This is a genomic window from Pseudomonas sp. JC1203 (assembly GCF_056175065.1).
Map to the genome: position 1 here is coordinate 114,421 of NZ_JBWCAM010000016.1, position 20,918 is coordinate 135,338.

Consider the following 20,918-nt stretch of genomic DNA (forward strand, 5'->3'; position numbering starts at 1 on the left):
TTCCCGGCAGGGGCTTTTTTCGCAACTGGACGAATCAGCCTTCGGCTTGAACTTCGTCAGCTTGCATGCCTTTCTGGCCTTGAACGGCGATGAAAGTCACTTTTTGGCCTTCTTTCAGGCTCTTGAAGCCGTTGCCCTGAATAGCGCGGAAGTGCACGAACAGATCCGGACCGCTTTCTGGAGTGATAAAACCAAAACCTTTCTCGTCGTTAAACCACTTGACGGTACCGCTCTGACGTTGGGACATTTTCTTATTTCCTTGGAACTTGAATTAATGACAGCTTCTTTCAGGTGAAAGAGATACTGGGCTGGTTGCAGGAAAGTAAGAGACGTCGAACGGGTTGTAGCAATACTCAGAGCTACTGCCCAGGTCACGAACCATAGCGACCCATGCAAACACAGTGAGGAAACTCTACGCTAACTTCAGCCAGAAAAACAAGCCCTGACCTACGCAGCTTTTCCACCTTTTTGACGACCGTTCGAGCCTTTTCCTACGGGGTTTTCCGACTGATTCATTCAGGTATTTTCGAATGGTCTAACGCCAGTTCGAAATCGAATAGAACACCATCCACGTGTCCGCAGAATGACAGCCCCGCGGGCTGCCATTCCAGCGGGCCTTAGCCGCGGTAGTAGCGCTGCGGCACGAACGGCATTTTGCTGACCTTCATCGCCACCTTCTTGCCGCGCACGATGGCCCACAGCGGGGTGTCCAGCGCGGCGTGCGCGGTGTCGACGTAACCCATGGCCACCGGGCCGCCCAGGGTAGGCCCGAAGCCACCGCTGCAGACCGTGCCGATGATGGCGCCGCTGTCATCGACGATCTCGGCGCCTTCGCGCACCGGGGTGCGTTCCTGGGGCAGCAGGCCAACGCGCTTGCGGGCCACGCCTTCCTGCTGCTGCGCAAATACCGTAGCAGCGCCAGGGAAGCCACCCGCACGCGCGCCGTCGGCGCGGCGGGCCTTGGAGATGGCCCACAACAGGCTGGCCTCGATGGGCGTGGTCTGCTCGTTCATGTCGTGGCCGTACAGGCACAGGCCGGCTTCCAGGCGCAGCGAATCGCGTGCGCCCAGGCCGATGGCGGCCACTTCCGGTTCGGCCAGCAGGCGGCGCGCCAGGGCCTCGGCACTGGCGGCCGGCACCGATATCTCGAAGCCGTCTTCACCGGTGTAGCCCGAACGGCTGACGTAGCAGTCCACGCCCAGCAGCTGCACCGGGGCAAATTGCATGAAGGTCATCTGCGCCACCTGCGGCGCCAGGCGGGCCAGCACGGTGACTGTGGCGGGGCCTTGCAGGGCCAGCAGGGCGCGTTCCTCGAACAGCGGCTGGATCTGGCAGCGGTCGCCGATGTGGGCGCGCAGGTGGGCCAGGTCCTGGTCCTTGCAGGCGGCGTTCACCACCAGAAACAGGGTGTCATCGCCCAGGTTGGCGACCATGAGGTCGTCGAGGATGCCGCCCTGCTGGTTGGTGAACATGGCGTAGCGCTGCATGCCCACGGGCAGGTCGACAATGTCCACCGGCACCAGGGTTTCCAGGGCCTTGGCGGCGTCGCTGCCCACCAGGCGGATCTGGCCCATGTGCGACACGTCGAACAGGCCGGCCTGTTCGCGGCTGTGCAGGTGTTCCTTCATCACGCCCAGCGGGTATTGCACCGGCATGTCATAGCCGGCGAAGGGCACCATGCGTGCACCCAGTTCCAGGTGCAGGGCGTGCAGCGGGGTATGTAGCAGTGCTTCGGACATCGTTGACTCCTGAATTCGAAGGGGTGCCTCAACACTCGATGATGTTGACGGCCAGGCCGCCACGGGCGGTCTCTTTGTATTTGCTTTTCATGTCGGCGCCGGTCTGGCGCATGGTGCGGATAACCTTGTCCAGCGACACGTAGTGCACGCCGTCGCCGCGCAACGCCATGCGCACGGCGTTGATGGCCTTCACCGAGCCCATGGCATTGCGCTCGATGCAGGGCACCTGCACCAGCCCGCCAATGGGGTCGCAGGTCAGGCCCAGGTTGTGTTCCATGCCGATCTCGGCGGCGTTTTCGACCTGCTGCACGGTGCCGCCCATCACTTCGCACAGGGCGCCCGCCGCCATGGAACAGGCAACGCCGACCTCACCCTGGCAGCCCACTTCGGCGCCGGAAATGGAGGCGTTTTCCTTGTACAGGATGCCGATGGCAGCGGCGGTGAGCAGGAAGCGCACCACGCCGTCCTCGGTGGCACCGGGCACGAAGCGCATGTAGTAATGCAGCACCGCCGGCACGATACCCGCCGCGCCGTTGGTGGGCGCAGTGACCACGCGGCCACCGAAGGCGTTTTCCTCGTTCACCGCCAGGGCGTACAGGTTGACCCAGTCCAGCACCGACAGCGCGTCACGCAGCGCCGCCTCGGGGTTCTTGCACAGCTGGCGGTACAGCGCCGCAGCCCGGCGCTTGACCTTCAGCCCGCCCGGCAGGATGCCCTCGTTGCGGCAACCCGCTTCCACGCAGTCCTGCATCACCTGCCAGATGTTCAGCAGGCCGGCGCGGGTCTCGGCTTCCGGGCGCCAGGCGCTTTCATTGGCCAGCATCAGCTGGCTGATGGTCATGCCCTGCGCCGCGCAATGGGCCAGCAGTTCCTTGCCGGTCTTGAACGGGAACGGCAGCACCGTGGTGTCTTCGACAATACGGTCGGCCCCCGCCGCGCCTTCGTCCACCACGAAGCCACCGCCCACCGAATAGTACTCGCGGCTGCGAATCTCCAGGCCATGTTCGTCCAGGGCACGGAAGATCATGCCGTTGGGGTGGAAGGGCAGGGGTTTGCGGATCATCGCCAGGTGCTGTTTTTCGACGAAGGCAATGCTGTGCTCGCCCAGCAGGTTGAGGCGGCCGCTGGCGCGGATGCCCTGCAGGCGGGCGTCCACGGTGGCGGTATCGACGGTATCGGGGTGCGAGCCTTCCAGGCCCAGCAGTACCGCCTTGTCACTGCCATGGCCCTTGCCGGTGGCGCCAAGCGAGCCGTACAGCTCGGCCTTGACGGTGGCGGTGGCCAGCAGCAGGTCGTCGCGGCGCAGGCCCTCGACGAAGCGCGCGGCGGCGCGCATGGGGCCCACCGTGTGGGAGCTGGAGGGGCCGATGCCGATCTTGAAGAGGTCGAAAACGCTTAGGGACATACAAGTTCTCCAGAGCCTTGCGGGCATTGTGGGAGCTGGCTTGCCAGCGAGCTTTTCGGCGCCGCAAAAATCTCGCTGGCAAGCCAGCTCCCACAATCGTCAATCCTTGCGATGGGGGCAGGGTGCCCCCAGGCAATTTCCTCAAACGTCCTGGTACGCCTCGATCGACGGGCAGGCGCACACCAGGTTGCGGTCGCCGAACACGTTGTCGACGCGACCTACCGGCGGCCAGTACTTGCTTTCCACCAGCGACGCCAACGGGTACACCGCCTGCTCGCGGCTGTAGGCGTGGGCCCACTCGCCCACCAGTTCGGCAGCGGTGTGCGGCGCGTTTTTCAGCGGGTTGTCGTCCTTGTCCAGGGCGCCGCTTTCCACTGCGCGAATCTCTTCGCGGATGCGGATCATGGCGTCGCAGAAACGGTCCAGTTCAGCCTTGGATTCGCTTTCGGTCGGCTCGATCATCAGCGTGCCGGCCACCGGGAACGACATGGTCGGGGCGTGGAAGCCGAAGTCGATCAGGCGCTTGGCCACGTCGTCGACGCTGATGCCGCTGCTGTCCTTCAACGGGCGCAGGTCCAGGATGCACTCGTGGGCCACCAGGCCATTGCTGCCGGTGTACAACACAGGATAGTGCTCTTCCAGGCGGCGCGAGATGTAGTTGGCGTTGAGGATGGCCAGCTGCGAGGCGCGCTTGAGGCCTTCGCCGCCCATCATGCGGATGTACATCCAGGTGATCGGCAGAATCGAGGCGCTGCCGAACGGTGCGGCGCAGACGGCGCCTTCCTTGCGGGCCATGGTGCCGTGGCCGGGCATGAACGGTGCCAGGTGCGACTTGACGCCGATCGGGCCAACGCCCGGGCCGCCACCGCCATGGGGAATGCAGAAGGTCTTGTGCAGGTTGAGGTGCGAAACGTCGCCGCCGAACTTGCCCGGGGCGCACAGGCCGACCATGGCGTTCATGTTGGCGCCGTCGATGTACACCTGGCCGCCGTTGTCGTGGACGATGGCGCAGATCTCGCGGATGCCTTCCTCGAACACGCCATGGGTGGACGGGTAGGTGATCATGATTGCGGCCAGGCGCTCGCGGTGCTCGATGGCCTTGGCGCGCAGGTCTTCGATGTCGACGTTGCCGCGCTCGTCGCAGGCGGTCACTACCACGCGCATGCCGGCCATGTGGGCGGTGGCGGGGTTGGTGCCGTGGGCCGACGAAGGAATCAGGCAGATATCGCGGCGCTCGTCGCCACGGCTGTGGTGGTAGGCGCGAATGGCCAGCAGGCCGGCGTATTCACCCTGGGAGCCGGCGTTGGGCTGCAGCGAAACGGCGTCGTAGCCGGTGGCCTTGCACAGCATGCTTTCCAGCTCGTCGGTCAGCAGTTGGTAGCCTTTGCTCTGCTCGGCCGGGGCGAAGGGGTGCAGGCTGCCGAATTCCGGCCAGGTGATGGGGATCATCTCGCTGGCAGCGTTGAGCTTCATGGTGCACGAGCCCAGCGGGATCATGGTGCGGTCCAGCGCCAGGTCCTTGTCGGCCAGCTTGCGCAGGTAGCGCATCAGCTCGGTTTCGGAGTGGTAGCGGTTGAACACTTCGTGGGCGAGGATCGGCGACTGGCGCAGCAAGCCGGCCGGCAGGGCTTCGGCAACGCTGGCAGCCAGGGCGTCGAACGCTGGTTGCTGGCCTGGGAACAGGGCCCAGATGGCTTCGACGTCGGCCTGGCGAGTGGTCTCGTCCAGCGACAGGCCCAGGCGTTGGGCGTCGATTTCACGCAGGTTCAGGCCGGCGGCGCGGGCGTTGGCGTGCAGCTCGGCGGTGGCGCTGCCGGTGGCCAGGGTCAGGGTGTCGAGGAAGTGCTGCTGCTCGACCTTGACGCCCATGGCGGCCAGGCCCTGGGCCAGGATAGCGGTCAGGGTGTGGGTGCGGCGGGCAATCTGCACCAGGCCGGCCGGGCCGTGGTACACGGCGTACATGCTGGCGATGTTGGCCAGCAGCACCTGGGCGGTGCAGATGTTGCTGGTGGCCTTCTCGCGGCGGATGTGCTGCTCGCGGGTTTGCATGGCCAGGCGCAGGGCGGTCTTGCCGTGGCGGTCGATGGACACGCCCACCAGGCGGCCGGGCATGTCGCGCTTGAACGCGTCGCGGGTGGAGAAGTAGGCCGCGTGCGGGCCGCCGAAGCCCAGTGGCACGCCGAAGCGCTGGGCGCTGCCAATGGCCACGTCGGCGCCGAACTCGCCTGGCGGGGTCAGCAGGGTCAGGGCCAGCAGGTCGGCGGCCACGGCCACCAGGGCGTTGGCGGCGTGGAAGCGTTCCACCAGCGCGCGGTAGTCGAAGATGTCACCGTTGCTGGCCGGGTACTGCAGCAGCGCGCCGAAGTACTCGCTGACGTCATCGAGCCGGGCCTCGTCGGCCACTACCACTTCAATGCCCAGGGGCTCGGCACGGGTGCGCAGCACGTCCAGGGTTTGCGGGTGGCAGTGGGCAGAGGCGAAGAAGCGGTGGCTGCCCTTGTTCTTGCTCAGGCGCTTGCAGAAGGTCATGGCTTCGGCGGCGGCGGTGGCTTCGTCCAGCAGCGAGGCGTTGGCGATGGGCAGGCCGGTGAGGTCGCTGATCAGGGTCTGGAAGTTCAGCAGTGCTTCCAGGCGGCCTTGGGAAATTTCCGGCTGGTACGGGGTGTAGGCGGTGTACCAGGCCGGGTTTTCCAGCAGGTTGCGCAGGATCGGCGCCGGGGTGTGGCAGTTGTAGTAGCCCTGGCCAATGTAGGTCTTGAACAGCTGGTTCTGCGCGGCGATGGCCTTGATGGCGGCCAGTGCCTCGGCTTCACCCTGGCCGGCCGGCAGGTCGAGCACGGCGGTGCCCTTGATGCTGTCGGGGATGACACTGGCGGTCAACGCGTCGAGGTTGTCGTAGCCCAGGGTGGCCAGCATGGCCTGCTCGTCGGCGGCGCGTGGGCCGATGTGACGGGCGATGAATTCGTTGGTGGTGTTCAGCGCTGTGGTCATCGTCGAGTCCTCAGGCCTGGGCGGCGATCAGGTTGTCGTAGGCCTGCTGGTCCAGCAGCTCGGCGACCTGGCCGGCGTCAGCCGGGATGAAGCGGAAGAACCAGCCGGCGCCCAGTGCGTCTTCGTTGACCAGCTCGGGGCTGGCGTCGAGTTCGTTGTTCACTTCGACGACTTCGCCGTCCAGCGGCATGTTGATGCTGCTGGCGGCCTTCACCGATTCCAGCACCGAGACTTCGGCATCCTTGGCGTAGGTGGTCAGTTCCGGCAATTGCACGAATACCACGTCACCCAAGGCGTTCTGGGCAAAGGGGGTAATGCCGACCGTAACGCTGCCGTCCGCTTCAACGCGCAGCCATTCGTGTTCGACAGTAAAACGCAATTCGCTCATGGAAACTCCTCGGGGCCAGATGACGGCTGGCCTACGCAATGGATGTGTCCGGGGCAGGGCACCGGACGGGGTCTGCCGGTTACATAGCAAGTTCGTTGCCAACCTTGGTTTTGGCCTTTGAAATCAGGGTTTTAGCGAATTCTGGTGGCAATCGGCAGGTTGCGTCTGTAGCGAAATCGCTACGGGGCTTTCCGAGAAAAAAAGCGTAGGAGGATCAGGCCCTTGGGAATGGGCCTCGGAAACCAGGTGGAATGATATCGCTACGGTGTAGCGATATCATTCCGGAGTTTATTTGCCGCCGATTCCGTACTTGCGCAGGCGATGGGCAATGGCTGTGTGCGAGGTCTGCAACCGCGTGGCCAACTGGCGGGTTGAGGGGAAATTGGCGTACAGCTTCTCCAGCAGGGCCTTTTCGAAGTCGCCCACGGCCTGCTCCAGGCTGGCCACTTCGCCGTCGCTGGTGTGCCGCGCCACTGCGGTACCGGCGATGTCCAGGTCGCCGATGTCCACCAGCGAGCCTTCGCAGATGGCCGCCGCGCGGAAGATCACGTTCTGCAACTGGCGCACGTTGCCCGGCCAGCGGTTGCCCAGCAGCGCCGGGTAGGTGGCCGGCGCCAGGCGGCAGATGGGGCGCTGGATCTGTGTGCAGGCCTGCTGCATGAACGAGCGCGCCAACAGCAGGATGTCCTGGCCGCGTTCGCGCAGGGGCGGCACGTCGAGGTTGAGCACGTTGAGGCGGTAGAACAGGTCTTCGCGAAACGCGCCCTCGCTGACCATCTTCTCCAGGTCGCGGTGGGTGGCGCTGAGGATGCGCACATTGACCTTCACTTCCTTGTCGCCCCCCACGCGGCGGAAGCTGCCGTCGTTGAGAAAACGCAGCAGCTTGGCCTGCAGGTATGGCGACATCTCGCCAATTTCGTCGAGAAATACGGTGCCCTGGTGCGCCAGTTCCATCAAACCCGGCTTGCCGCCACGCTGGGCGCCGGTGAAGGCGCCCGGGGCGTAGCCGAACAGTTCGCTTTCGGCGAGGTTCTCCGGTAATGCCGCGCAGTTCAGTGCCAGGAAGGGAGCGCTATGGCGCGCGCTGATGGCGTGGCAGGCGCGGGCCACCAATTCCTTGCCGGTGCCGGTCTCGCCCTGTATCAGCAACGGCGCGTCCAGCGCCGCCACGCGCTGGGCGCGCGCCTTGAGGGTGCGGATGGGCGGCGAATCGCCCAGCAACGAGTCAAAACCTTCGGCGTGGTCGTGGTGCAGCGCCGCCAACCGCTCGCCGATGCGGTTGGGCGGGTAAAGGGTCAGCAGGGCGCCGGCGTCGGTAATCGGCGTGGCGTCCAGCAGTAGGGTCTCGCCGTTGACGCTGACTTCGCGCAGCGGCAGGCGGAAGCCCTGGTCCAGCAGCGTGTCGAGCAGGTTGGGGTCGCGGAACAGCTCGGTCACCGACTCGCCGGCAGGCTCGCGGCCATACAGGCTGATCAGCGCCGGGTTGGCCAGCAGCACGTTGCCGGCACTGTCCAGGGCCAGCACCGGGTCGGTCATGGCCGCCAGCAGCGCGTCCAGCTGCAGGTGCCGGCGCTGGCCGGGAAGAATATCCACCACGCTGACATTCTGCACGCCGCGCACGCTCAGCAGCGCCTCGCGCAATTCGTCGAGCACCTTGGGGCTCAGCGTCGGCGCATCGATGTAGACGTTGGGCGGCACCATCTCCACGGCATCGAGGTTGAGATTGCGCGCCCCCAAAAGGGCCAGCACTTCCTGGGTGATACCAACTCGATCGATGAAACTGACGTGAATGCGCATGGGCGGGCAAGGGGTCTGGACAGCAGGGAGGGCGAGTATGCCTTTTCTCGACCGCATCGCGCACCCCCGTAGCAGCTGCCGAAGGCTGCGTCCTGGCGTATTCGATGGGGCGCCTGGGACGCGGCCTGTGGCCGCTGCTACAGGTTGGGGAATTCTCGAACTTCGAGTACGTGGCTGAAGGTTTGCGATCTGCCTTCCCAGCAATACCGGAAATGAGGGCCTTGCGTGGCAAGGGATAGGGCCGGTGGGCGCAAGGCCGCCACGCATTCATGTTGCGGGGAACGCACGCTGCGATAAAGCACGCCCCATGCCTGTTCATCCCTTTGCTTGCGGACGAAAGCCTGGGTCGTGGGGTAGCTTGACGCATCCGGGGCATGAAAGTCCTTGCGGTCTCTCACATCGACCAGAGGTTTGGTGACCTTGTTGATGTAAGTCCGCATGGTCACTTCGATGCTTTCTTGCGCGGTGGCGCGCCAGAACGCTTCCTGGTGATGACGAGTCTCGGCGATTGCCGCTTCAATCGCATTGGCACAGTAGTAAACGCCGAAACTTCCATCGGTGTAGCGGCTCGCCCGGCCGATGTGGGTGAAGGCAGCCATGACAGGCGTGGACCCTGGCCCGCAGATTCGGTCTTGCGGGGAGACACGCTGGATCTGGCCCGCTTCATCACACAAGCGATCGTTGGTCAGGCCCTCGATGAGGAACGCTGTTTCCAGGTCTGCAGGGTCAAGGGTGTCTTCGAAGACACTGATGGGCGGAAAGGCGCTGTTGACGATACGGAAGGCTTGATTCCAGTCGGGCCAGACAGGTGTCGTCATCAGCCGCGCACTGCGTCGAGGTAGCGCCGTACATCAGCCAGGTCCACCACGCGGCCACCGAGCATATAGTCCAATGCGGAGCGACCGTTGAACGGCGCTGCCGAATTCGCCAGCCGGGGCCATTCATGGCTGCGTTCCGGCTGGTTGCTGAACAGAATGCGCAGGGCTTTGTGAATGCCCATCAGGTAGGAAATACGCTCCAGGGTGTCATGCGGCAGCCGCACGGTTGGGCGTTTTTTCCAGTTGAAGTAGGTGGTGTTGCCGATGCTACCCAGCAGCACGCGCTGCTGGTCGGCCGTGCATTGCCAGTGCTCCATCAGGTTGAAGAAGAACGTAAGCGCCACTCGACCCATTTCAGCGTTGTCGCTGGCGGGGTGTTTCAAGGGGGCCGAGGAGTCCATGGCCTTCTCCGAATATGACTGGTGAAATAATCATACTCCCGATGCGAATGAATTAAATTAGATAATTCATATCCGGATGAAGGCAAGGTCCGACATTCCTGCCAAGCGCTTCCCACTCACGCGTGGGGGTCAAGATGCTCGGGCGACACTGCATCCCCCGACTGCGCGCCAATCTTGCTGCGAATATCTTCGAACACCGCGTCGTAATGGCTGTGCATCGACAGCGACAGCACGCTGGAGGTGGGCAGGCCGTTCTTGCGGGCGATGTGGTCGGCGGCGCTGGCGAAGTTGTACCAGTCGTCCTTGCCCAGTTCGAACTGGTCCTTGAAGGTCTTGTCGTTGATGTGGCCTTCAACGTCGAACTGTACGTATTTGCCGCGGCTGGCCTCGTGCAGCACCTGGTAATGGAGGTTGATGTCGTAGCTGAAGTCGCTGGGCTGCAGCGCGGTGCGCTGGATGTGCAGGTGACCGGGTTCGAACTGGGCCATGGCGGGGCTCCTTCACGGAAAAAGTAGAGGATAGACCCTGCGGCCCATCCTCAGGTTCGACTACTGGTAGCTGATGCCCGGGGTGGCGGTGCTGATGCGTGTGCCGGCGCTGCCCTGGACAATGGCGTCGATGTCGGCCAGTGAGCCGATCACTGCCACCTTGCCGGTGTTGCGCGCGAACTCGCAGGCCGCCTGCACCTTGGGCCCCATGGAACCGGCGGCAAAGCCGAGTTGTTCGATGGCGTCGGGGTGGGCCTGGGCGATGCCTTTCTGGGTGGGCTTGCCCCAGTCGATGAACGCAGCTTGCACGTCGGTGGCGATCACCAGCAGGTCGGCGTCCAGCTGTTCGGCCAGCAGCGCCGAGCACAGGTCCTTGTCGATCACTGCTTCCACGCCTTGCAGCTTGCGGCCTTCGCCATACAGGGTGGGGATGCCGCCGCCACCGGCGCAGATGACGATGCTGCCCTTCTCCAGCAACCATTTTATCGGGCGGATCTCGAAGATGCGCTTGGGTTTGGGGCTGGCCACCACGCGGCGGAACTTGTCGCCATCGGCGGCGATACTCCAGCCTTTTTCGGCGGCCAGGCGCTCGGCCTCTTCCCTGGAATACACCGGGCCAATGGGCTTGGTGGGGTTCTGGAAGGCCGGGTCGTCGCGGTCCACTTCCACCTGGGTAAGCAGCGTGGCGAATGGCACTTCGAAGCCCAGCAGGTTGCCCAGTTCCTGTTCGATCATGTAGCCGATCATGCCTTCGGTCTCGGCGCCCAGCACGTCCAGCGGGTAGGGCGTGACAGAGGTGTAGGCGGCCGCCTGCAGCGACAGCAGGCCTACCTGCGGGCCATTGCCGTGGGCCACCACCAGTTCGTTGCCGGGGGCTATTTTGGCGATCTGTTCGGTGGCAATGCGGATATTGGCGCGCTGGTTGTCGGCGGTCATGGGTTCACCACGGCGCAGAAGGGCGTTACCGCCCAGTGCAACGACGATACGCATGGAAAATTCCTCTCGTCAGCAAATGATCCCTCGTAGCAGCTGCCGAAGGCTGCGTCCGCAGGCACCTCGGTCGTGCGTTCGGACGCAGCCTGGCGGCAGCTGCTACGCGGGTGTCTACAGGTCCGCCAGAGTGGCCACCAGGATCGCCTTGATGGTGTGCATGCGGTTTTCCGCCTGCTCGAAGGCGATGCACGCCGGCGACTCGAACACGTCGTCGGTTACCTCGATGCCGTTGGCCAGGTGCGGGTACTGCTCGGCAATCTGCTTGCCCACCTTGGTCTCGGAGTTGTGGAACGCCGGCAGGCAGTGCATGAATTTGGCCCGCGGGTTGCCGGTGGCTTTCATCAGCTCGGCGTTCACCTGGTAGGGCAGCAGCTGCTTGATGCGCTCGCCCCAGGCATCCACCGGTTCACCCATGGACACCCAGACGTCGGTGTGCACGAAGTCCACGCCTTTCACTGCCGCTTTCGGGTCTTCGGTGAGGGTGATGCGTGCGCCGCTCTCCTCGGCGTACTGCTTGCAGCGCGCCACCAGGTCGTCATGGGGCCACAGCGCCTTGGGCGCGGCGATGCGTACGTCCATGCCCAGCTTCGCCCCGATCAGCAGCAGCGAGTTGCCCATGTTGTTGCGCGCATCGCCCAGGTAGGCGTAGCTGATGTCATGCAGCGGCTTGTCGCTGTGCTCGCGCATGGTCAGCACGTCGGCGATCATCTGCGTGGGGTGGTATTCGTCGGTCAGGCCGTTGAACACCGGCACGCCGGCGTACTTCGCCAGTTCCTCGACAATCTCCTGCTTGAAGCCGCGGTACTCGATGGCGTTGTACATGCGCCCCAGCACGCGGGCGGTGTCTTTCATGCTCTCCTTGTGGCCGATTTGCGACGAATTGGGGTCGATGTAGGTGACATTGGCGCCCTGGTCGTAGGCGGCCACCTCGAAGGCGCAGCGGGTGCGGGTCGAGGTTTTCTCGAAGATCAGCGCAATGTTCTTGCCCTTGAGGTGCTGCTGTTCGGTACCGGTGTACTTGGCGCGCTTGAGGTCACGGGACAGGTCCAGCAGGTAACGCAGCTCGCGGGTGGTGTGGTGTTCCAGGCTGAGCAGGCTGCGGTTGCGAATGTTGAAAGCCATGATGGATCTCCTTTGGCACAGGGTCGATCAGTAGTCGATTGGGTCGCGGATAATCGGGCAGGTCATGCAGTGGCCGCCGCCACGGCCGCGGCCCAGCTCGCCGGCGCTGATGGTGATGACCTCGATGCCGGCCTTGCGCAGCAGCGTGTTGGTGTAGGTGTTGCGGTCGTAGCCGATGACCACGCCAGGCTCCACGGCCACCACGTTGTTGCCGTCGTCCCATTGTTCGCGCTCGGCGGCGAAACTGTTGCCGCCGGTTTCCACCACGCGCAGGGCCTTGAGCTTGAGCGCCTCGGCCACGGCGTCGAGGAAGGATTTTTCCTCGCGGTGAATATCGATGCCGCCCGGCTTGCTGTCGTCGGGGCGCAGGGTGAAGGCGACGATCTGTTTCACCACTTCCGGGAAGATGGTCACAAGGTCGCGGTCGCAGAAGCTGAACACGGTGTCCAGGTGCATGGCGGCGCGGGACTTGGGCAGGCCGGCGACGATCACCCGCTCCACGGCCTTGTGCTTGAACAGGTTCTGCGCCAGCTGGCCGATGGCCTGGCGCGACGTACGCTCGCCCATGCCGATCAACACCACGCCGTTGCCGATGGGCATCACGTCGCCGCCCTCCAGGGTGGCGCTGCCGTGGTCCTCGTCGGGGTTGCCGTACCACACCTGGAAGTCGGCATCGGTGAACTCGGGGTGGAACTTGTAGATGGCACTGGTCAACAGGGTTTCCTGGCGGCGCGCCGGCCAGTACATGGGGTTCAGCGTCACGCCGCCGTAGATCCAGCAGGTGGTGTCACGGGTGAACTGGGTGTTGGGCAGGGGCGGCAGGATGAAGCTGGAATGGCCGAGGAAATCGCGGAACATCTGGATGGTCTTGCCACCGAAGCTGTCGGGCAGGTCGTCGGCCGACACACCGCCAATCAGGAATTCGGCGATCTTGCGCGGCTCCAGGCTGCGCAGCCAACTGCGCACCTCATCCACCAGGCCGACGCCGACCTGGTTGGGTACCACCTTGCGCGACAGTATCCAGTCCAGGGCTTCGGGTTGCCCGACAATATCGGTCAGCAGGTTATGCATTTCCAGCACGTCGATGCCACGCTCGCGCATCTTGGTCACGAAATCGAAGTGGTCGCGCTTGGCCTGGTTCACCCAGAGCACGTCGTCAAACAGCAGTTCATCGCAGTTGTTGGGGGTGAGGCGCTGGTGGGCAAGGCCTGGGGAGCAGACCATTACCTTGCGCAGCTTGCCTGCTTCGGAATGCACGCCGTATTTGATTTTTTCCGTGGACATTGCGGTGTTCCTCCAGATTCACAAACAAGGGTTAAAGCGTTAAAAACCCGTCATACAGCCCATAGGCCGCGAACAGGGCACCGACGATCACCAGGGCGAATATCAATTTCTCCACGTTGGTAAAAACGGGTTGGCCGAGCTCGCGCTTGGCCTTGGCGAACAGAATCGCGCCGGGGGCATACAGCAGCGCCGACAGCAGCAGGTATTTGACCCCGCCGGCGTACAGCAGCCAGATGGCGTAGATCAGTGCGATGGCACCGATGAACAGGTCTTTCCTGCGCTCCGCCAGGGCCTGTTGGTAGGTTTCGCCGCGCACTGCCAGCAGCAGGGCGTAGGCCGCCGACCACAGGTAGGGCACCAGGATCATCGAGGTGGCGAGGTAGATCAGCGACAGGTAGGTACTGGCCGAGAACAGGGTGATCACCAGGAATATCTGCACCATGGCGTTGGTCAGCCACAGCGCGTTGACCGGCACCTGGTTGGCGTTTTCCTTGCGCAGGAAGGCCGGCATGGTGTGGTCCTTGGCGGCGGCGAACATGATCTCGGCGCACAGCAGCACCCAGGACAACAGCGCGCCCAGCAGCGAAATGATCAGGCCGACGCTGATCAGCACCGCGCCCCAATGCCCCACCACATGCTCCAGCACTGCGGCCATGGACGGGTTCTGCAGCTTGGCGAGTTCAGGCTGGGTCATGATGCCCAGGCTCAGCACGTTCACCAGCACCAGGAACAGCAGCACGGTGATGAAGCCGATGACCGTGGCCTTGCCCACGTCCGAGCGTTTTTCGGCGCGGGCCGAGAAAATGCTCGCGCCCTCGATGCCGATGAACACCCAGACGGTCACCAGCATCATGTTGCGCACCTGGTTCATCACGCTGCCTAGGTCGGGGTTCATGCGCCCCCAGATGTCTGCGGTGAAGATGTCCAGCTTGAAGGCGAACAGCGCAATCAGCACGAACAGCAGCAGGGGCACCACCTTGGCGACGGTGGTCACCAGGTTGATGAATGCGGCTTCCTTGATGCCGCGCAGCACCAGGAAATGCACGGCCCACAGCAGGATGGAGGCGCAGATGATGGCGACCGGGGTGTTGCCCTCGCCGAACACCGGAAAGAAATAGCCCAGGGTGCTGAACAGCAGCACGAAGTAGCCGACGTTGCCCAGCCAGGCGCTGATCCAGTAGCCCCATGCCGACGAAAAGCCCATGTAGTCGCCGAAGCCGGCCTTGGCGTAGGCATACACGCCGCCGTCCAGGTCAGGCTTGCGATTGGCCAGGGTCTGGAACACGAAAGCCAGGGTCAACATGCCCACGGCGGTGATCGCCCAGCCAATCAATACAGCCCCCACGTCGGCACTAGCGGCCATGTTTTGCGGCAGTGAGAATATCCCGCCACCAATCATCGAACCCACGACCAGCGCTACCAACGCGCCTAGCCTTAGTTTGTCGTTAGCTGCTGACATTGCTTGACTCCAGTCCAGGAGAAGAGGCGATAGGGTAAGTCCGGTCCTAACCTTCGAGCATGATCCAGGTCATCTAATGGCTATATTCCATGTTGCTATGGAAGTTCGTTTTTATTGCGGAAAGATGAATCTCGGTCGCACTGAAGCCTTGTGCTGCGGGGCTTCCATGCGAAGGTGCGCCGTGCAGAGGCGCTGCCGAGAGATTTCAAATTAGTCCCGTTTTTCGAATTCGCAACTTTTTAGTGCGAAATTTTCCCATTCGTGTGCTCTGTAAAAAAACGTACGAGGTTTTAATTAGCTGCCTATCTTTCTATAGTTCCCGTGGCGATTAAGGTCATATTCTTTTAGTCTTAAAAAGATCGGCGAAGCGCCAGGTTATATATTTAACTGCGCGAGGACGGCCCAACTAGCCAGAGGGGAGAGCGGCATGGCGGAACCAGCACAGAAGTTGCGATTGGGCGCGTTGATTGCGTTAGTGGTGGGGTCGATGATCGGCGGCGGCATCTTCTCGCTGCCGCAGAACATGGCCGAGCGTGCGGAGGTGGGCGCGGTGCTGATCGGCTGGGGCATCACGGCCGTGGGCATGCTGATGCTGGCCTTCGTGTTCCAGAACCTCGCCAACCGCAAGCCGGCGCTGGACTCGGGGGTGTACGCCTATGCCAAGGCTGGCTTTGGCGACTACATGGGCTTCTCGTCGGCCTGGGGTTACTGGATCAGCGCCTGGTTGGGCAACGTCGGGTATTTCGTGCTGCTGTTCAGCACGCTGGGCTACTACTTTCCAGCGTTCGGCCAGGGCAACACGCCATTGGCCATTGGCTGTGCGTCGCTGTTGCTGTGGGCGGTGCATTTCCTGGTGATGCGGGGCATCAAGGAGGCGGCATTCATCAACCAGGTCACCACCGTGGCCAAAGTGGTGCCGCTGGTGATGTTCATCGTCATTGCCGCCGTGGCGTTCAAGGCCGATATCTTCACCCAGGATATCTGGGGCGCCGGCAACCCCAGCCTCGGCAGCGTGATGCAGCAAGTGCGGCACATGATGCTGGTGACCGTGTTCGTGTTCATCGGCATCGAGGGCGCCAGCGTGTATTCGGGGCGTGCCGAGCGCCGCGCAGACGTGGGCAAGGCCACGGTGCTGGGGTTCCTGGGCGTGCTGGCGCTGCTGGTGCTGGTGAATGTGCTGAGCCTGGGGGTCATGACCCAAAGTGAGCTGGCCGGCCTGCAGAACCCGTCGCTGGCGGCAGTGCTGGAGCATATTGTCGGGCGCTGGGGGGCGCTGCTGATCAGCCTGGGGCTGGCGGTGTCGCTGCTGGGCGCGCTGCTGTCCTGGGCGTTGTTGTGCGCGGAAATCCTCTACGCCACCGCGCGTGACGACACCATGCCGCGCTTCCTGAAAAGGGAAAACGCCAACGGCGTGCCGGTGAACGCGCTGTGGATGACCAATGTGATGATCCAGCTGTTCCTGCTGATCACCCTGGTGTCGGCGGGTACCTACACCAGCCTGATCTACCTGGCGTCATCGATGATTCTGGTGCCGTACCTGTGGTCGGCGGCTTATGCCGTGCTGCTGGCGGGGCGGGGCGAGACGTACGAAGGGCGGGCGGCGCTGCGCCAGCGTGACCTGCTGATAGCGGCAGTGGCGCTGCTTTATGCGGTCTGGCTGCTGTACGCGGGTGGGCTGAAGTACCTGCTGCTGTCGGCGCTGCTGTACGCGCCGGGGGTGATTCTGTTCGCCAAGGCGAAGCGCGAGCAGGGGCAGCCGTTGTTCACGGGGTGGGAGAAGCTGATATTCGCGGCGGTGCTGGTGGGGGCCGGGTTGGCGGCGTATGGGTTGTATAGCGGGGTGTTGGCGTTGTGAGCAATGGCCTTTGTGGGAGCTGGCTTGCCAGCGATTTTTTCGCCCCCGTAAAGCTCGCTGGCAAGCCAGCTCCCACAAAGACTGCGCTGAAGTTCAGCTGAAGCTCGCAGGGCTGGCGCCCAGCTGCCCGGCGGGGCAGGCCCATTGCATGGGCGCGCCGGCGATGGCCAGCGGTGGCGTCAGGCGCTGGGCCGGGCCCCAGGGGGTGTGTTCGATCTGGCTGGCCAGGTCGGCGCCGGTTTCGGCCGCCAGGGGCAGGTCGGTGGTGACCTGGCCGTGGTCTATCAGCGCCTTGGCGGTGCGCGCCAATGACAACCGCGCCGCATTGCCGCGGCCGCTGGCCAGGCGTTCGCGCAGGCCACTGATGGCGGCGGCTGCAGCGAGGTAGCCGGTGGCCATGTCCAGCGCCTGCACCGGCAGCGGCACCGGCTTGTCAGCCTGGCGCCATTGCTGGCCGGCGGCAGCGATGCCGGTGCTCATCTGCACTAGGCTGTCGAAGCCGCGCCGGTTGCGCCATGGGCCGCTCCAGCCGTAGGCATTCAGGCTGATGTCGATCAGGCCCGGGTTCAACTCGCGCAAGCGCTCAGGGGTAAAGCCCAGGCGCTCCAGGGCATCGGCACGGTAGCCATGCACGAAGATGTCGGTTTGCGCCAGCAGGCGTTCGAAGCTGATGCGGTCAAGGCTGTCGCGCAGGTCCAGGCGCGCGCAGCGTTTGCCCAGGGTGACTTCGGGTGCCAGCGACGGCTCTTCCCAGCCCGGCGGGTCGATGCGCAGCACGTCGGCGCCCATCGCGGCGAGAAAGCGCGTGGCCACCGGCCCCGCAAGAATGCGCGTGAGGTCCAGCACCTTGACCCCGGCCAGCGGTTGCGCGCGGCTGCCGCGCCACGGCTGGATAGCCTGCGCGGCGCCCGATTCAACGTGCACCAGCGGCTCGCCGGCCACGGCCTGGCCCTGTGCGTGGTCGGCCCATTGCCCCAATTGCAGCATCTGCGCCGCGCAGCCGTTGGCCTCGACCATGGCGCGCTCCAGCGCCTCGGCCTGCCACTGGCTGACCGCCGCGGCCACGCTGTCGCGGTCCGCGCACGGCCCCAGCACCTGCAAGGCTGCCGCGCGATGATGCGGGGCGTTGGTGTGCAGGCGAATCCAGCCATCGCGGGTGGCGTAGTCGCCGGCTATCGGGTCCCACGCAGGCGCTGGCGCCCAGCCCATGGGGCGCAGGCTGCTGGCGAACCAGAACGAGGCCAGGCGGCGGTCGACGCTGATGCTGTCCACGGCATGCCCTTGCAGGCGCAGGAGGTCGGCTGCGGCCAGGCCTGCGGCGGCGATGCTGGCGCTGGCGAAGTCGCTGACGGCGAAGGTGGAGGGCAGGGCGCCCATGCCGGGGAAGCTGACGGCAGGCAATTGCTCCAGTGGCAGGTGCAGCGCCTGGGCAAAACTGGCGAGTAATTCAGACATCACGAACGGCCCTCCAAGGTAAAGGACCGTGTGGCGACAGTCCCTGTGCATTGCAGCAACAATACACAGGGTTTGACCGTCAAACGCGAAATTGATCCATCAATTTCATCTGCTGGGTGGCCAGCGCGTTCAGTTGGCTGCTCACCTGGGCCGATTCGGTGGCCTGGCCGGTCAGGGTTTCGGTCACCGTGCGAATGGCCGAGACATTGCGGTTCACTTCTTCGGCCACCGCGCTCTGCTCCTCGGCGGCGCTGGCGATCTGCAGGTTCATGTCGCTGATCACCGTCACCGCCTGGCTGATCTTGCCCAGCGCCTGTACGGCCTGGTGAATCTGCCCGGCGTTTTCCTGGGCCTTGGCGTGGCTGGAGTGCATGGTCTGCACCACGCCACGGGTGCCGCTTTGAATGCGCTCGATCACGTGGCGAATCTCTTCCACCGAGTCCTGGGTGCGCTTGGCCAGGTTGCGCACCTCGTCGGCCACCACGGCGAAGCCACGGCCACTTTCACCGGCGCGGGCAGCCTCGATGGCGGCGTTCAAGGCCAGCAGGTTGGTCTGCTCGGCGATGCTGCGGATGACTTCCAGCACGCTGCCGATCTGCTCGCTGTTCACCGCCAGGGTCTCGACTTCGCTTACCGCCTTGCTGACTTCCTCGGCCAGCAGGTTGATGTCGCGGGTGCTGCGCTCGATGATCGACATGCCGTCCTTGGCCGACTGGTCGGCGCCACGAGCGGCGCTGGCGGCGTTGGACGCGCTGTTGGCGACATCGTGGGCAGTGGCGCTCATTTCGTTGGAAGCGGTGGCTACCTGGTCGATCTCGCGGAACTGCACCTGCATGCCGTCACTGGTGCGGCGGGCGATTTCCGAAGACTGGTCGGCGGTGCTGCGGGCGTCGGTGACGCTTTGCTTGATCTGCGCGATGGTGGGTTGCAGCTTGTCGAGGAAGCGGTTGAACCAGCTCACCAGCTCGCCCAGTTCATCCTTCTTGGTGTATTTCAAGCGCTGGGTCAGGTCACCGTCGCCGCTGGCGATGTCCTTGAGCATGGCCGCCACGCTGTTGATCGGGCGGGTCACGCCGCTGGCGGTCAGCCAGATCAGCACCAGGCCGGCCAGGGTGGCGGCGATGCCCACCAGGATCGCAGTGATGGTGCCGCGGGTCTGGGCAGCGTCGAGCACGCCCTGCAGTTTCACCGAGTCGGCCAGCAATACCTTCTCTGGCAGGTCGATGATCACGCCCCACGGCGTGCCGTCGGTGATCGGCGCTGCGGGGTACACGGCGCGGATGGTGTCGCCCTGTTTCAGCACCTTGGCCTGGTTGCTGGCGATCAGGCGCATGATCTCGCTGCCGTCACTGCCCAGCACCTGGTCGATTTTCTTGCCCAGCAGGCTGGCGTCGCCGCTGTTGGCTGCCAGGGCGCCGGCGGTGGAGGCGATCATGATGCGCCCGGCGCCATTGAACAGGTCGCCCTGGGCTTTTTCCGCCGAGGTCTGCAGCGAGTCCAGCGCCAGGTCCACGCCTACCACACCCACTACCTTGCCCTGGTCCAGCAGCGGCACGGCGATGCTGGTCATCAGCATCAGCTTGTTGCCCACGGTGTCGGTGTAGGGTTGCAGCAGGCACGGCTTGCCGCTGTCACGGGCGCAGGTGTACCAAATGTTGTACGGGGTGCCGGTGAGGTTCAGCTCGGTCTTGTTCATGTCACCTTCGGAGGTGACGGTGTTCAGCGCGGTGCCGTTGGCACGGCTCCAGTAAGGGGCGAAGCGCCCGCTTTCGTTGGAGGTGCGCTTGTCATCGTTGACGAACTCGGTGTCGTGGCCGTCCAGTGCCTGGCGCTCGAACGAGGTCCACACGCCCAGCACTTTCGGGTTGCGCTCGAACACCGCTTTCAGCGCCTGGTTGAGCTCTTCACGCAGGGCCGCCGGCGGCAGCCCGCGCTTCACGGCCAGGGCGCGCAGGCCCATGATCTGGTCGGCGGCGGCATTGGCCACCAGCAGGTTGTCGCCGAAGGTCTTCTGCATTTGCGCGGCTTTTTCTGCGGCCTTGGTCTGTAATAAATTCTGGACGCTTTCGGTCAGCATCTTGCGGCTGGAAGCACTGACCAGCGCATCGTTCTGGTTGGTCTGGTACAGGTTTATCCCGACGATCAAGCCCGCCACGCCCAATAGGCAAAGGCCAGCCAGCAGTACTATTTTCAAGCGTATCGAAAGGTTGTCGAACATGGGCGCGCACTCACAAGTTGACCAGCCGGGACAGCGGGGGTCGAGCACGACCCCGCCCGCCGAAGCACTTCAGCGATACCGGGAGATCGGCGTATACGCGCCTAACTTTAAATATTTTTGACAGAAGGCTCGGGGCGCGACCAAATCCACAGGTTCACCACCAGCATGCAGCCGATGGCGGCGAACACCGGCCAGGCGAGCTTGAGCGTCAGCAGCATGATCACCGAGCAGGCGAGCATGCTCAGGGTGGCGCTGACCTTGGCCCGGCGGGCGACGATCTTGCCGTTGCGCCAGTTGCTGAGGATGGGCCCGAACAGGCGATGGTTTTCCAGCCAGGCGCTCAGGCGCGGCGAGCTGCGGGTGGCGGCCCAGGCGGCCAGCAGGATGAATTCGGTGGTGGGCAGGCCGGGAATGACGATGGCCACCAGGCCAATGCCCAGGCTGACATAGGCGAGCAGGCCAAACAGGATGCGCGCGGTTTTGGAGGGCAGTGGGCGGGTCATGG

The 20,918-nt window shown here is 64.1% G+C and carries 17 protein-coding genes and 1 pseudogene; 1 reads left to right on the forward strand and 17 read right to left on the reverse strand.

The genetic code is table 11. The annotated features are described in order from the left end of the window. Window positions 1-34 precede the first annotated feature (34 nt). The 13 genes from AC0SZ7_RS22675 to arcD (AC0SZ7_RS22735) form a co-directional block, all read right to left on the reverse strand. On the reverse strand, window positions 35-247 hold the full coding sequence (locus tag AC0SZ7_RS22675; protein ID WP_007931076.1) for a cold-shock protein: 213 nt from the start codon (window positions 245-247) through the stop codon (window positions 35-37). 370 nt (window positions 248-617) lie between these two features. Next, on the reverse strand, window positions 618-1,739 hold the full coding sequence (gene gcvT / locus AC0SZ7_RS22680) for a glycine cleavage system aminomethyltransferase GcvT (RefSeq protein ID WP_475506460.1): 1,122 nt from the start codon (window positions 1,737-1,739) through the stop codon (window positions 618-620). A 28-nt stretch (window positions 1,740-1,767) separates the two neighbouring features. Further along, complete coding sequence (locus tag AC0SZ7_RS22685) at window positions 1,768-3,144, reverse strand: L-serine ammonia-lyase (RefSeq protein ID WP_475506461.1); 1,377 nt, start codon at window positions 3,142-3,144, stop codon at window positions 1,768-1,770. Between the two features lie 141 nt (window positions 3,145-3,285). Beyond that, window positions 3,286-6,135 (reverse strand): aminomethyl-transferring glycine dehydrogenase, encoded by a 2,850-nt coding sequence (gene gcvP, locus AC0SZ7_RS22690; protein WP_475506462.1) that lies wholly within the window; start codon window positions 6,133-6,135, stop codon window positions 3,286-3,288. Window positions 6,136-6,145: 10 nt separating this feature from the next. After that, entirely contained in the window at window positions 6,146-6,523 is a 378-nt protein-coding gene (gene gcvH / locus AC0SZ7_RS22695; RefSeq protein ID WP_475506463.1) for a glycine cleavage system protein GcvH, read from the reverse strand. 288 nt (window positions 6,524-6,811) lie between these two features. Beyond that, on the reverse strand, window positions 6,812-8,320 hold the full coding sequence (locus AC0SZ7_RS22700; RefSeq protein ID WP_475506464.1) for a sigma-54-dependent transcriptional regulator: 1,509 nt from the start codon (window positions 8,318-8,320) through the stop codon (window positions 6,812-6,814). Window positions 8,321-8,457: 137 nt separating this feature from the next. Beyond that, a complete protein-coding gene (locus AC0SZ7_RS22705) occupies window positions 8,458-9,138 on the reverse strand; it encodes an RES family NAD+ phosphorylase (protein WP_475506465.1) in 681 nt (226 codons plus the stop codon). Next, window positions 9,138-9,539 carry an MbcA/ParS/Xre antitoxin family protein gene (locus AC0SZ7_RS22710; RefSeq protein WP_475506466.1) on the reverse strand — a complete coding sequence of 134 codons (402 nt, stop codon included), beginning with the start codon at window positions 9,537-9,539 and terminating at the stop codon, window positions 9,138-9,140. The genes AC0SZ7_RS22705 and AC0SZ7_RS22710 overlap by 1 nt, the downstream gene beginning before the upstream one ends. Before the next feature lie 116 nt (window positions 9,540-9,655). Then, window positions 9,656-10,027 carry a DUF5064 family protein gene (locus AC0SZ7_RS22715; protein ID WP_475506467.1) on the reverse strand — a complete coding sequence of 124 codons (372 nt, stop codon included), beginning with the start codon at window positions 10,025-10,027 and terminating at the stop codon, window positions 9,656-9,658. A 60-nt stretch (window positions 10,028-10,087) separates the two neighbouring features. Next, on the reverse strand, window positions 10,088-11,017 hold the full coding sequence (arcC, locus tag AC0SZ7_RS22720; protein ID WP_475506468.1) for a carbamate kinase: 930 nt from the start codon (window positions 11,015-11,017) through the stop codon (window positions 10,088-10,090). Window positions 11,018-11,131: 114 nt separating this feature from the next. Then, window positions 11,132-12,142, reverse strand: coding sequence for an ornithine carbamoyltransferase (locus AC0SZ7_RS22725; RefSeq protein ID WP_475506469.1), 1,011 nt, complete (start codon window positions 12,140-12,142; stop codon window positions 11,132-11,134). Between the two features lie 27 nt (window positions 12,143-12,169). Then, window positions 12,170-13,426, reverse strand: a complete 1,257-nt coding sequence (gene arcA / locus AC0SZ7_RS22730) for an arginine deiminase (RefSeq protein ID WP_475506470.1) — start codon at window positions 13,424-13,426, stop codon at window positions 12,170-12,172. Window positions 13,427-13,457: 31 nt separating this feature from the next. Continuing rightward, the gene (gene arcD / locus AC0SZ7_RS22735; protein WP_475506471.1) at window positions 13,458-14,885 is read right to left on the reverse strand and encodes an arginine-ornithine antiporter; all 1,428 of its coding nucleotides are present in this window, start codon (window positions 14,883-14,885) and stop codon (window positions 13,458-13,460) included. 427 nt (window positions 14,886-15,312) lie between these two features. Between arcD (AC0SZ7_RS22735) and arcD (AC0SZ7_RS22740) the strand changes: the two genes are divergently transcribed. Further along, the gene (gene arcD, locus AC0SZ7_RS22740; RefSeq protein WP_475506472.1) at window positions 15,313-16,740 is read left to right on the forward strand and encodes an arginine-ornithine antiporter; all 1,428 of its coding nucleotides are present in this window, start codon (window positions 15,313-15,315) and stop codon (window positions 16,738-16,740) included. A 93-nt stretch (window positions 16,741-16,833) separates the two neighbouring features. Here the strand turns inward: arcD (AC0SZ7_RS22740) and AC0SZ7_RS22745 are convergent, their stop codons facing one another. The 4 genes and pseudogenes from AC0SZ7_RS22745 to AC0SZ7_RS22760 all read right to left on the reverse strand — a co-directional run bounded on the left by AC0SZ7_RS22745 (window position 16,834) and on the right by AC0SZ7_RS22760 (window position 20,916). Continuing rightward, window positions 16,834-18,195, reverse strand: a complete 1,362-nt coding sequence (locus AC0SZ7_RS22745; protein WP_475506473.1) for a CoA transferase — start codon at window positions 18,193-18,195, stop codon at window positions 16,834-16,836. 79 nt (window positions 18,196-18,274) lie between these two features. Continuing rightward, window positions 18,275-19,030 carry a methyl-accepting chemotaxis protein gene (locus AC0SZ7_RS22750; protein ID WP_475506525.1) on the reverse strand — a complete coding sequence of 252 codons (756 nt, stop codon included), beginning with the start codon at window positions 19,028-19,030 and terminating at the stop codon, window positions 18,275-18,277. Between the two features lie 102 nt (window positions 19,031-19,132). Continuing rightward, a pseudogene (locus AC0SZ7_RS22755) lies at window positions 19,133-20,413 on the reverse strand (methyl-accepting chemotaxis protein); the annotation flags it as partial. 107 nt (window positions 20,414-20,520) lie between these two features. Continuing rightward, window positions 20,521-20,916, reverse strand: coding sequence for a YbaN family protein (locus AC0SZ7_RS22760; protein WP_475506474.1), 396 nt, complete (start codon window positions 20,914-20,916; stop codon window positions 20,521-20,523). Window positions 20,917-20,918 lie beyond the last annotated feature (2 nt).

Excerpts from the sequence above, each read along its gene's own strand:
- AC0SZ7_RS22675 (WP_007931076.1), bottom strand. The coding sequence starts at position 247 with ATGTCCCAACGTCAGAGCGGTACCGTCAAGTGGTTTAACGACGAGAAA.
- gcvT (WP_475506460.1), bottom strand. The coding sequence starts at position 1,739 with ATGTCCGAAGCACTGCTACATACCCCGCTGCACGCCCTGCACCTGGAA.
- AC0SZ7_RS22685 (WP_475506461.1), bottom strand. The coding sequence starts at position 3,144 with ATGTCCCTAAGCGTTTTCGACCTCTTCAAGATCGGCATCGGCCCCTCC.
- gcvP (WP_475506462.1), bottom strand. The coding sequence starts at position 6,135 with ATGACCACAGCGCTGAACACCACCAACGAATTCATCGCCCGTCACATC.
- gcvH (WP_475506463.1), bottom strand. The coding sequence starts at position 6,523 with ATGAGCGAATTGCGTTTTACTGTCGAACACGAATGGCTGCGCGTTGAA.
- AC0SZ7_RS22700 (WP_475506464.1), bottom strand. The coding sequence starts at position 8,320 with ATGCGCATTCACGTCAGTTTCATCGATCGAGTTGGTATCACCCAGGAA.
- AC0SZ7_RS22705 (WP_475506465.1), bottom strand. The coding sequence starts at position 9,138 with ATGACGACACCTGTCTGGCCCGACTGGAATCAAGCCTTCCGTATCGTC.
- AC0SZ7_RS22710 (WP_475506466.1), bottom strand. The coding sequence starts at position 9,539 with ATGGACTCCTCGGCCCCCTTGAAACACCCCGCCAGCGACAACGCTGAA.
- AC0SZ7_RS22715 (WP_475506467.1), bottom strand. The coding sequence starts at position 10,027 with ATGGCCCAGTTCGAACCCGGTCACCTGCACATCCAGCGCACCGCGCTG.
- arcC (WP_475506468.1), bottom strand. The coding sequence starts at position 11,017 with ATGCGTATCGTCGTTGCACTGGGCGGTAACGCCCTTCTGCGCCGTGGT.
- AC0SZ7_RS22725 (WP_475506469.1), bottom strand. The coding sequence starts at position 12,142 with ATGGCTTTCAACATTCGCAACCGCAGCCTGCTCAGCCTGGAACACCAC.
- arcA (WP_475506470.1), bottom strand. The coding sequence starts at position 13,426 with ATGTCCACGGAAAAAATCAAATACGGCGTGCATTCCGAAGCAGGCAAG.
- arcD (WP_475506471.1), bottom strand. The coding sequence starts at position 14,885 with ATGTCAGCAGCTAACGACAAACTAAGGCTAGGCGCGTTGGTAGCGCTG.
- arcD (WP_475506472.1), top strand. The coding sequence starts at position 15,313 with ATGGCGGAACCAGCACAGAAGTTGCGATTGGGCGCGTTGATTGCGTTA.
- AC0SZ7_RS22745 (WP_475506473.1), bottom strand. The coding sequence starts at position 18,195 with ATGTCTGAATTACTCGCCAGTTTTGCCCAGGCGCTGCACCTGCCACTG.
- AC0SZ7_RS22750 (WP_475506525.1), bottom strand. The coding sequence starts at position 19,030 with ATGCAGGTGCAGTTCCGCGAGATCGACCAGGTAGCCACCGCTTCCAAC.
- AC0SZ7_RS22760 (WP_475506474.1), bottom strand. The coding sequence starts at position 20,916 with ATGACCCGCCCACTGCCCTCCAAAACCGCGCGCATCCTGTTTGGCCTG.